The organism is Corallococcus praedator (assembly GCF_003612125.1).
GTDB classification, from domain to species: domain Bacteria; phylum Myxococcota; class Myxococcia; order Myxococcales; family Myxococcaceae; genus Corallococcus; species Corallococcus praedator.
In genome coordinates, this window is the sequence record NZ_RAWI01001348.1 from 1 (window position 1) to 398 (window position 398).

General features: G+C 53.8%; 1 protein-coding gene. It reads left to right on the forward strand.

From position 1 onward, the window contains the following. On the forward strand, nucleotides 1–398 hold a 398-nt coding region (locus D7Y13_RS44405), incomplete at both ends, for a tyrosine-type recombinase/integrase (protein ID WP_147452779.1).

Below are 398 nucleotides of genomic sequence, written 5' to 3' on the forward strand. Positions count from 1 at the left end.
GTTCCGCAATGGAATTTGCGTACTCTCCTACGCTGACGACGAAATGAAAAATGGGCGGTCGCACGAAGTCGAGCTACCTGCAGAAGTAGCCGAGATAATCCTGGAGTACATCAAGGATCATCGCCCTTATCTGCCGGGCGCAAATGGACCCTACCTGTTCCCTGGAAGAAATGGAGGGCCGCGTCACCACAACACGATGCGCGAAGACTTCCAAAAAGCGGTTTTTAAACATACAGGCCTGCAGGTGAACCCGCATTTCACTCGGCACGCCACCGCGATGATCGCAATAAATCAGGACCCTGCCAACCTTCCCATGGTCTCGCAAAGGCTCGGCCACACTAGCACTAAGACAGCGGCCGACTTTTATCTCGCGAATGTCTCACTTCCCTCTTCAAGGG